Below are 11,204 nucleotides of genomic sequence, written 5' to 3'. Positions count from 1 at the left end.
TGAGCTGGCTTTCAATGGAGCGAGACATAATGTGCAGCTTCCCTGGCAATTGATGAAAATCCATTCGTTCAGTGTTCAGCGGTTGGCCGCCATGACGGCTATGCCGACGTTTTTCCAGAGTTCAGGTTCGCTATCAGAGGTGAGGTTCGTGGCGTTGAGAATCTGGTTGGCTGCCAGCCCGGTCAGCGCATTGGTGCTGTGCATCCGGTTGATCCAGTCCACTTCGTGCATGGAGATGGCAATACCTCCATGAGCGGTCAGGAACGCACTGGCAGTCAGAACCTCGGAAGCGCTCCAGCCAGAGAGCGCAGCCAGGAGGTTGGCGCACAGTTGCGCCAGCTCGCTCGCCCTGGCTGTTTCCAGACCATTGGCTCGACTTAAATAACCGAGCAGCGCTGTTTCAGGGTGTCCACCGCTATCGCGCCAGTCACGATAGCGATCCAACAGATAGAAGCTTGTGAGCGACAGCTCCAGTGGTGTCTTGAGAGTGGCGTGCAGCCATTGGGGATAAACCAGAAAAGTGCGCAACGCCTGAGCGCTTAGCCCCAGTTGTTGATTGGCCTCTGCGTAGCGCACCAGGGTCATCAGGGCGTCGATCAACGCCAGGCCGGGCGCACTCAATGGCAGGCTCAATGGCGCGTCAGCGGTGGCGCTCAACAACTGACCCAGAAACGTGTCGGCGCTGCTGCCCGCCCAGCGCATGACGGTTTCGCTGCGGTCCAGCGGCAAGCCGGCATTGGTTTGCAGCAAGCCTTCCATCAGGCGGTGCTGGACGAAATAGCCCTTGAGAATGAACTCAAGCAACCGCGTGGTCACCTCGGCTTTCTCTGATTCTTCCAGGTTGATGGGCTTTAGTTTCGCTTCCAGCGCAGCGGCAATGACCAACGTCTGGTCGTCAAGCAGACTCAATGCCTGGGCCATGACCAGCCCGGTTGCGTCAATCAATGTTTTCAGTATGTTGCCCGACCAATCGATGGCCGTGCCGGCATTGTCTTTGGCAGGCAGCTTCAGCAGGTCAAGCTTTGCAGCAGTCAGTGCGGCATCGCGGGTTTCTGTGGCCAACTGGTTGAGTTGATCGATCAGGCTCTGCGGTATGGCAGCTTGCGTACTGTCGATGCCCAGTTGACGGCGCAGGGTCGCAATATCACGCCCTGTGTCCTTGAGCCAGGTCATGGCCCAGTCCAGTTGCATCAGAATATCGAGAATGTCGGGTTCTACGTTTGTATCGTCAGCCGCTGCGCGTAGCTTGCCGGTCACGACTTTTTTCCGGTACGGCTCACCGCCCAGCAGGTCAATCAGCGCCCGGCTTTCTTTGGCTGCCAGGCCGAACATAGAGGCGACACGGGTCTGGCGGTACAGTGAAGAGATAATGCTTGAGTTGCGTATGAGGTCTTGAGGCGCGGCACCGATAAGCTCGCGGGTATCCATCGCTACTTGCCATAGATCGTCCTGAGTCAGGGGTAATTGCAGACCGGCACATATCTGGGCAAGCGTTCTGTTGTTATTGCTATCTGTACTGTTGAGATAAAACCTTGCGCCATTGAGCACAAGGGGCGTGTCGAACAACGACGGGTTATTGAAGACCTTGTCGAACATCGGCAAATGCCCGTCATTGGCATAAGCGCTCAGTCCATGGAGGAACGCGGCAAACTCTTCAGGCTCAAGGGTGTAGCGGCTGCGCAGGTAACGATAGGTACCAAGGGCTCGCAAGACGTTTTGCGTCAATATGGCTGCAGTGTTTTCGGCACCCTCTGAGCGAATCACCGCCATGATCAGCGTATCCAGTTCTGCAAAGGGAATATCCATCCAGCGTTGCAGGCGGATCATGCGTTGCAGGCGGTCGAAGCGGTCCACGCTGGTGTTGAGCAGTCGTGCGTTGCCCTTGTCGTCTCTGCTCAAACCCAGCGGTGCCTGATCAGACGGACCATTGACATAGCAGGCCCCGTATTTGACAGCGCTCGCCTGAGGTTCGATGGCGTTGTGTCCTGCCGTCAGGACATTCGGCGATGCATAGGGTGCATAGTTGTGCACCGCCAGTAGGGCTTCGACTGCATCACTGTTCAGGCCGGTTTTCTCGATGAACACCTTGAGCGAATCCAGAGCGTTGGCCGCTCCCTGGATATAACTGACACCGTAATGGGCTTTGAAAAAACGGGTGATGGTCAGCAGGTCTTCCTGATCATCCTGCGCGTCATCTGCGGTTTCGGCTGGCGGCGGTTCCAGCGGCAGGGCAGGGGCCAGTACGATTGCCTGTTGCTCGGGGCTGAACCCGCTCATCATCACCTGCGCAATGGCGCTTTTGTGTTGCAGTGCTCCATAGGCGCTGGTCCCCGCCATAGTGGCAGGGACCTCAAGGCTGACACGGTAATTCAGTTCACCCAGCCTCGGCTTCTTGCCCCCAAGGCCCAGGGTGATCTGCTTATGGTGAAAGTTGTACGGGAACAGAAAGGGATGTTTCTTTTCCGCCACCAATTGATAAATGGTCTTGTCCTTGTCTCCCTCGACGGTATCGACATACGCATCGATGGCTTTGGTCAGCACCTGGTTGACGATCTGTAGCGTAGGCACCGGAGTGAAGGTGTTTTGGTGGTCGATCAACAGGTCTTTCAGGTCCGGGCGGCGGTCTTGGAGTTTGATACGGTTCGTTTCCGGAGTACTGTTCTCCAGTTCTTCCAGGGCAAATCTGTACAGGGATGTGAGATACGCCGCCGGTGAGTCCTTGGCTTCAATCGCCCCGACCTTGCAGAACAGGTCCCAGTTTTCTTTGAACAGGTTGGGGAAGCTGGGGCCGATCTCCACCAACGAGCGAACGCCGGTGCGGCTGGTGATGGTCTGTGTGCGCCCGGACGAAACCAGCTGGTTGCGGTACAGCCGGACGATTTGGGTGGCGTAGCAACGGGCGTTTTCATACGCCAGTTCACCGTTGGCGTCGCTCAGCCTGGCGAGTTCTCGCACGAAGGCGGGTTTGGAGCGGCGCACAATATCGAATACCGACGTAATCCCCATCTCTTGCAAGGCACTGACAAAAGCCACTTTGCCATCTGTGCGCTCTGGGGTGGATGCTTCGGCCTTGGCGAGGTTTCGTAATAGAGAAAAGGGTTGGTCGGTCATGTCAGTGCTCCCTGCTGGATAACTGACAGCTTTTTTCAATACCGGGTGTTTGTCATCTGACAGAAATGACAGTGGGAGTGGGGATGTTTGAGTTTTTAAAATTAAAACAGTGGGTTAGCTGTTCTTTAAGACGCATATCTTGATTGGTGATAAATGAGCGCTTTGTTATAGAGGGGATGGCTTTTTGCAGCTCACATTACTGATGTTTTGCCCTAAATGGCAGGATGCCTCTCTTTCCCTTGAAGGACATTTCCGAGAAAATCCCAACCTATTGCGCCACGTGATTCAGGCCTCTAGGCTGCCCCGGTCGCTGCAAAATCAGCGATCAGGTTTGGTAGGCCTGTCCCATACTGGCGCAATGTGCCACCTCCGCGAGGCGAGTGTTTTCGCCCTGCATTTTTATGGTGGCCGTGCGCATGGCATCTTCGGATGCGCCGGGTGCCAGTAGCCGGTCTACCAACTTGCGTTCGGCCGCCACCTTAATCGTTTGGTAGCGTTAAGTGACGGCTCCTTCATACCCTGCTGGAGTTGCAAAAATGCTCGATAAAGTCATACCCGACCCACCCACCGCTCTGTTTATCGTCAACGAATCCGTCAATCAGGAAGAGGCGCTCAATTACGCTTGCGACCTGTTGCGCTGCATCATCACCACGGCCTATGAGTCCGGCGACAGCGCTCAGGGCGCAGGCCGTGATCTGGCCTTCTCGGTGCTGCATCTGGCGGAAATGGCCAAGGCCATGGTGGATCGCTCGATAGCCTGTTTGTAGATATCCCGGCGCGAAAGAACCAGACACCATTCGACGCCCGGCCACATTGGCCAGTTTCTCTGCACTAAACTCATTTCATGTCGCAGACAGGGACGCTTGCGGATGAACATGAGGCTGTATGCTCACACCCCCACGCTGGTCGTTATCGACCCGCGTGGCCTCCCGATACGTAGCATTGCGTTATTGCGCAGCGAACCCGATCAGCCTCTCGATGAGCAAGTGACTTATCAGGCCTATGACGCTGCGGGTCGGCTTGTCAGCCAGCGCGATCCGCGTCTTGCACTGCCCAACCTCAGTACGATTTACAACCTCAGCGGCCAGTCACTGTCCACCGACAGTGTCGATGCCGGTTGGCGGCTTGGGTTATTGGGTCAGGCGGGGCAGATCGTTGAGGGATGGGACGGTCGCGGTACGCTGCGTCAGATTGAGTACGATTCTGTGTTGCGCCCGCAGGCAATCATCGAGCAGGGCCAGGTGACCGAACGCTTTGGCTATGGCGGGCCGGATGGTTTTGATCATAACCAGTGCAATCAGTTGATACGCCATGACGATACGGCTGGCACACGGCATTTACCGGACTATGGCGTGCGCGGCGCGGCACTTATCGAAGCCCGGCATTTTCTGCAAGCCGTGGACACGCCGCACTGGCCGCAGGATGAAGCCGGGCGTGATGCCTTGCTGGAAAGCAACTGCCTGGAAACACAATGGACGTTCAATGCCGTGGGCGAAACGCTCCGGCAGACCGATGCCATGGGCCATGTGCAGTCCTTCAAACAGACCGTGGCCGGGCAATTGAAAGCTGTCGATCTGATGCTGGCCGGTGCCACACAGGCGCAGGCGCTGGTCAGCGATATCCGCTACAACGCCTTCGATCAGGTCGAGCAGGAAACGGCGGGCAATGGCGTTGTCAGCCGCTCTTTCTACGATGCACATGACGGTCGTTTGCTGGAAATACGTGCTGGCAGCCCGACATTGCAGAATCTCCAATACGCTTACGACCCGGTCGGCAATATCCTGCAGATCGAAGAGGCTGCCCAGCCGATTCGTTACTTCGCCAACCAGCGCACTGAGCCAATCAACCATTACCGCTATGACACGCTGTATCAACTGATCGAGGCCACAGGCCGTGAGATCAACACCGGTGCCAGCCATGGCCCGGCCTTGCCCGCTCAGCAAAACCTGCCATCCGACCCGAACCGGATCAGCAACTACACCCAGAGTTACAGCTACGACTCGGTAGGCAATCTGTTGCAGATGCGCCATGTGGGTGCGCAGGGTTTCACGCGCACGATGGGCGTCGCCACGAACAGCAACCGAAGCCTGCCCGAAGGTGAGGTAGATGCCGATTTCAACGAAGCCTTCGATGCCAACGGCAATCTGCTGCAACTGGTACGCGGGCAAACGCTGGAGTGGGATGCACGCAATCAACTGCACGAAATCTCCACCGTGATTCGCACTATCAGAATCAGCGATCAGGAGCGCTATATCTACGACGGGCAGGGCCAGCGTTGCCGCAAGATCAACAGCACCATCACTTCAAGCCGTACCTTGAAAAATGAGGTTCGCTACCTGCCGGGGCTGGAAATCCACACCACCGCAGATGGTGAAATCCTGCACGTCATCACGGCTCAAAACAGTCGGGTACTGCACTGGCAGGCAGGCCAACCGAGCGGCATCGCCAACGATCAAATCCGCTACAGCCTGAGTGATCACTTGGGCTCAAGCACTCTGGAACTGGACCAGCAAGGCACCCTGATCAGCCAGGAAAGCTACTACCCGTTTGGCGGCACTTCATGGTGGGCAGCGTGCAGTGTTGTAGAAGCGAAGTTCAAGACCGTGAGGTATTCAGGCAAGGAGCGCGATGCCAGCGGATTGTATTACTACGGTTTCAGGTATTACGCGCCGTGGTTGCAACGCTGGCTCAATCCAGACCCGGCAGGTGCGGCAGGTGGTTTGAACCGCTATCGGATGGTCGACAATAGCCCCGTCTGCAAGCTCGATCAGGACGGATTGGTTCCTGTGCCTTATCAGGGGATCGGGGATAAATATGAGCAGAAATCCCAAAGCCGCAACGAGTCGATTGTGGCCCGGGGACGTGAACAGATCGCACAGTGGAAATCACCTGACTCACCCACGATTGAACAGACTCTGGAGCTTGCGCAGCTTTCCTATGAAGGCGCGATTTCCGAATTCAAGGCGTCTACTCCGGGGGAAGATTTAAAGCAGCTTGTGTCTGTGACCATGGGGGCTGAGTCGCTGAACCATCTGCCGAGTCTGGCAGAGGATTACACATCCTTGAGCCATATCGTGCAGAGCTATAAGGAAGGTGAAAGGTATAACCAGTTTGCTGTGGTGACGGGGTCCATGGGGCAGGCTTATGTGACGCCTACGGATCCTTATAAAAGAATATTCCTGTCGGACACATGGTTTAAGAAGCATGCCTTGGGGGCTGCTTTCATTGTCAGTCATGAACTCACTCATGTGCTGGAACCAGAAAACACCAAGGACTTTGCCTATTTGAACCCGACGTTAACGAGAGAAACCCAGAACAGCTTGAATAGAAAGCAATTGAACGCTCATCTTGATCAGTTGGCGATGTCTTCGTACCGTTTAGCAGAGGGAAGGGATAATGCCTATATCTTTTCCCGTATCCAGGATCTTGCGCAGAATGGATTGGTAAAGAAAGACGAGCTCATGAAACTGTTGGCCGTGAACAGTGAACAGGACATCCAGGTAGAACGCTTGAGTGACCCTGCCGTCAGGGCAAGTCTTCTTCGACGAAATGCTGACTCCGTTGCCGCCCTTGGCGTCTTTCTGTCCAGAAAAAACATTACTTCCAGGCTGCAATCGTGGGGGCAATTTCATCCATGAGTCCTGCACTCTTTGCCTGCGGTGTGCAGGAGCGAATTCATTCGCGAAAGAGCCAAAACACAAAAAGAAAACCCGGCATTGCGCCGGGTTTCTTCAGTACGTCAGCCAGACTTACTGCACTTCCACCGCCAGGCTGTCGCTGATCTTTTTCTGCCAGATCTGCGGGCCGGTGATGTGGACGGATTCGCCTTTGCTGTCGACGGCGACCGTGACCGGCATGTCCTTGACCTCGAACTCGTAGATCGCTTCCATCCCCAGTTCGGCAAATGCCAGGACCTGGGATTTCTTGATCGCCTGAGCCACGAGGTAGGCAGCGCCACCGACGGCCATCAGGTACACGGCCTTGTTGTCCTTGATCGCGTCGATAGCGGTCGGGCCGCGCTCGGATTTTCCGATCATGCCCAGCAGGCCGGTCTGCTCAAGGATCTGGCGGGTGAACTTGTCCATGCGCGTTGCGGTGGTCGGGCCAGCAGGGCCAACCACTTCTTCGCGTACCGGATCAACCGGGCCAACGTAGTAGATGAAGCGGCCTTTAAGGTCAACCGGCAGGGTTTCGCCCTTGTTCAGCATCTCGACCATGCGCTTGTGCGCAGCGTCGCGACCGGTGAGCATCTTGCCGTTGAGCAGGACGGTTTCGCCCGGCTGCCAGCTTTGCACTTCTTCCGGCGTCAGGGTGTCGAGGTTGACGCGGCGGGCCGACGGGCCTGCTTCCCAGACGATTTCCGGGTAGGCGTCCAGCGGCGGCGCTTCCAGGGAAGCAGGGCCGGAACCATCCAGAACGAAGTGCGCGTGGCGGGTCGCGGCGCAGTTGGGGATCATGCACACCGGCAACGAAGCGGCGTGGGTCGGGTAGTCCATGATCTTGACGTCGAGCACGGTGGTCAGACCGCCCAGGCCCTGAGCACCGATGCCCAGCTGGTTGACCTTCTCGAACAGCTCAAGACGCATTTCTTCGATACGGTTTTGCGGGCCACGGGCCTTTAGCTCGTGAATGTCGATGGACTCCATCAACACTTCCTTGGCCATGACCGCAGCTTTCTCGGCGGTGCCGCCGATGCCGATGCCTAGCATGCCCGGCGGGCACCAGCCAGCGCCCATGGTCGGAACGGTTTTCAGTACCCAGTCGACGATGGAGTCGGACGGGTTGAGCATCGCCATCTTCGATTTGTTTTCCGAGCCGCCGCCTTTGGCCGCGACGTCCACTTCGACGGTATTACCCGGCACGATGGAGTAGTGGATGACTGCCGGGGTGTTGTCCTTGGTGTTTTTGCGAGCGCCAGCCGGGTCGGCCAGGATCGAAGCGCGCAGGACGTTTTCAGGCAGGTTGTAGGCGCGACGCACGCCCTCGTTGATCATGTCGTCCAGGCCCATGGTGGCGCCATCCCAGCGTACGTCCATGCCGACACGCACGAACACGGTGACGATACCGGTGTCCTGGCAGATCGGACGATGACCGGTTGCACACATGCGCGAGTTGATCAGGATCTGAGCGATGGAGTCGCGGGCAGCAGGGGACTCTTCACGCAGATAGGCCTCATGCATGGCCTGGATGAAATCAACGGGGTGGTAATAGGAAATGAATTGCAGTGCGTCTGCAACGCTCTGAATCAGGTCGTCTTGCTTGATCACGGTCATGCGGCGCGCTCCTCTGTAAGGACGGGAACATTCAATTACGCTATCGGCGGACATCTGGCACAGCGGCAGGAGCCAGAGTTGTCAGGGTAGCCGTAGCGGGCGCAAAAAGGCGCGGCAGTATAACCCGCCCAATCGGTCAACCTGTACAATCGCGCATATTTTCTGCGCAGGGCCTGGAACTTTCCGATGCCTGAAATACATGTCGGCGACCGGCACTGGCCGGTGGCTGAGGCCAGTAATCTGCTCGATGCCCTGAATCAGGCGGGCATTGCCGTACCTTACAGTTGTCGGGCGGGCAGTTGCCATGCGTGTCTGGTGCGCTGCGTGCAGGGCGAACCTGCGGATGATAAACCCGATGCGCTGGCTGCGGACAAGCGTCAGCAAGGCTGGCGTCTGGCGTGCCAGTGCCGGGTGGTCGAAGACCTGAGTGTAGAAGTGTTCGACCCCGTGCGCGACGGCTTGCCTGCCAGCGTGTCGGGTTGCGACTGGCTGAGCCCGACAGTACTGCGCCTGCGTCTTGAGCCTGAACGCCCTCAGCGTTATCGCGCCGGACAGCATCAGGTGTTGTGGACGACCAGTGGCATTGCCCGGCCTTATTCATTGGCCAGCCTGCCCGGCGAAGACGCTTTTCTGGAATTTCATCTCGACTGCCGCCTGCCCGGTGCGTTCTGCGATGCTGCAAGGCAGTTGCAAACGGGCGATGTCATCAGGCTGGGCGAGTTGCGTGGCGGTGCCTTGCAATACGACCCCGACTGGCAGGAGCGTCCGCTGTTGTTATTGGCTGCCGGCACCGGGCTTGGCCCGCTTTGGGGAGTATTGCGTGAAGCGTTGCGCCAGGAGCACAAAGGCGTGATTCATGTGCTGCATCTGGCCCATGACGGCTGCGAACATTACCTTCGTGAGGCGTTGCAGGCACTGGCAGCGCGGCATGCCAATCTGCATATTCAGCTTGTCGTGGCCGATGAGTTGCAAGGTGCATTGTCTGAGTTGCGGTTGTTATCCAGGCAAGCCATGGCGCTGGCTTGCGGCAGCCCCGAGAGTGTCGAAGCTTTTGCCAGGCGGCTCTACATGGCTGGCTTGCCCCGTAGTCAGATGCTGGCTGATGTGTTTGTAAGGCAGGGGTGACGAATACACCGTCCGATCACCCGAATCCGGTAGGGCTATCACTAAGTAGGCAGGGTCATAATCGTGAGAGGGCCTTGGCCGCGCAGCCATTTTGAAAAAACGTCGCCGCCAAGGCTCCAGTCACTTCATGACATTATGCTTTTACCTTGTATCTGGCTGATGCCTTTGCAGCCCGTGATGGAGCAGACATAAAGCCTTAGCCCAATATCCGCAAGACAAAGCCTTTCAGGAAGCCAGTGCTCTGGAAAAAAGAGCCGACTACCAGGATATTGCTGTCGTTCTGCACGGTTACATCATAGTTAAGGGTATATCCAACTCCGGGTACGACTCTGACCCAGCCTTGGGAGCCACCGAAGTCAGTGTCCCATACGCCCTGATTATCAATGCGTCCGACGATGACTTCCAACTCACTCCCCAGCGTGTTGCCACATACGACATTCAGGCCGGAACTGCTGTCCAGAATGCTATTGTTCCATTGACAGCCTTCAGGGCTGATTTCGCTCAAGAGCGCTTTGCCTCCGTTGAACGCTGGATCTATTGATCCGTCTTTGTCAAAACTCATGATCAATGCTTTAAGGGGATAGACGCTAGTGCTGCCAATACCCAGAATATTGCCGTTGGTCTCTCTGAATGCATCCAGAAGCTGGCTTGAATGGGAGTCTGTACTTTCTGGCGGGGCGATGAAGATGCCGTTTTCTCCAAAACTGCTGTCCAGCGAGCCATCTGCGTTATAGCGAATCACAAGAGGGCGATTGCCAGTCGATTGGCTAACATAAGTACCGGCTGTGATGATTTTATCGTTCTCCACATAGAGGGGACCCAGCCAGGTCCGTGCGTCTGGAAAGCTCTGGGTTACATAACCTGTGCCATTGAAGGAGGTGTCCAGAGCACCGTCCGGGGTCAGTCGAAAAGTAACGGCGATATTCTTGAACGTGTCGTTGACGACGATCTTGCCGTCCGCCTGAAGCACGGCGTTGACCTGGCCGGAAGAGTCCAGAAGGGTTTCGGGATCGCGAGCAAAGCGGTTGGACACAGACGCGGCTTTACCGAGTGGCAGGTCCAGGATGACAGAGCCTTGGTCGCCGAAGCTGGTGTCAAGGCTGCCATCGCGATTGAGGCGAGTCAGCGCCCGGTAATCAGTGTCTCCAGCGTCAGTGATGTAAACCTTCCCGACCAGTACCAGTTTCTGGTCTGACGTGACAAAGGTTGCGGCGATGGCCGATTCGAGGCCCGGTTTGAATTGGCCGACTATGAAACCGGCATTGCCAAAGCTCTGGTCTGGTGTGCCGTCGGGGTTCAGGCGGGCCAGTGCATAGTCATTTTGGCCGCGATACCCCGATATCAATAATTTGCCATCGGGAGCAATGTTGACTCCCAGCGCTGTGGCATTGATTGTTTCAGGACCGAAGCTTGTGAATATGACGCCGTTTTCACCAAAGTCTGGGTCCAGGTCACCTGCTGCCAGTGCGGGTTGTTGAGTGTTTGTATTCATGGTTTCCTCCTTGAGGGGGGTATAAAAGCTCTTGCATGGTGTGATCGCCAGCCTTCCTGGCACTGCGATTTACAAGGTGCAATTAATCGAACCGCGAAGGGCTTGTCTACTGATAGAAATGACAGTGGATACCCCTTGTTGCCCCCATAAAAAAGCCACAGCTAGCTGTATCTACGGTCTATGCGCTGCGCGGCTGCGGCCTA

6 protein-coding genes are annotated in these 11,204 nt (G+C 56.6%); 3 read left to right on the top strand and 3 right to left on the bottom strand.

What is annotated here, in order from left to right; genetic code table 11:
- Positions 1-75: 75 nt before the first annotated feature.
- The gene (locus K5D32_RS09160; RefSeq protein WP_221599971.1) at positions 76-3,111 is read right to left on the bottom strand and encodes a Tc toxin subunit A; all 3,036 of its coding nucleotides are present in this window, start codon (positions 3,109-3,111) and stop codon (positions 76-78) included.
- A gap of 536 nt (positions 3,112-3,647) precedes the next feature.
- Here K5D32_RS09160 and K5D32_RS09155 point away from each other — a divergent pair.
- Both K5D32_RS09155 and K5D32_RS09150 read left to right on the top strand, forming a co-directional pair.
- Entirely contained in the window at positions 3,648-3,878 is a 231-nt protein-coding gene (locus K5D32_RS09155) for a DUF6124 family protein (RefSeq protein ID WP_221528865.1), read from the top strand.
- Between the two features lie 102 nt (positions 3,879-3,980).
- On the top strand, positions 3,981-6,749 hold the full coding sequence (locus K5D32_RS09150; RefSeq protein ID WP_221599969.1) for an RHS repeat domain-containing protein: 2,769 nt from the start codon (positions 3,981-3,983) through the stop codon (positions 6,747-6,749).
- Between the two features lie 111 nt (positions 6,750-6,860).
- Here K5D32_RS09150 and K5D32_RS09145 read toward each other — a convergent pair whose 3' ends face one another.
- Entirely contained in the window at positions 6,861-8,384 is a 1,524-nt protein-coding gene (locus K5D32_RS09145; RefSeq protein ID WP_198726044.1) for a fumarate hydratase, read from the bottom strand.
- Positions 8,385-8,570: 186 nt separating this feature from the next.
- Between K5D32_RS09145 and K5D32_RS09140 the strand changes: the two genes are divergently transcribed.
- Positions 8,571-9,509, top strand: coding sequence for an iron-sulfur-binding ferredoxin reductase (locus K5D32_RS09140; RefSeq protein ID WP_221599967.1), 939 nt, complete (start codon positions 8,571-8,573; stop codon positions 9,507-9,509).
- A 196-nt stretch (positions 9,510-9,705) separates the two neighbouring features.
- Here the strand turns inward: K5D32_RS09140 and K5D32_RS09135 are convergent, their stop codons facing one another.
- Complete coding sequence (locus K5D32_RS09135; protein ID WP_221599965.1) at positions 9,706-11,064, bottom strand: delta-60 repeat domain-containing protein; 1,359 nt, start codon at positions 11,062-11,064, stop codon at positions 9,706-9,708.
- Between the last annotated feature and the right edge of the window lie 140 nt (positions 11,065-11,204).

Source organism: Pseudomonas cichorii (genome assembly GCF_019719005.1).
Classification (GTDB): Bacteria; Pseudomonadota; Gammaproteobacteria; order Pseudomonadales; family Pseudomonadaceae; genus Aquipseudomonas; species Aquipseudomonas cichorii_E.
This window is presented reverse-complemented; position numbering and strand designations above follow the sequence as displayed.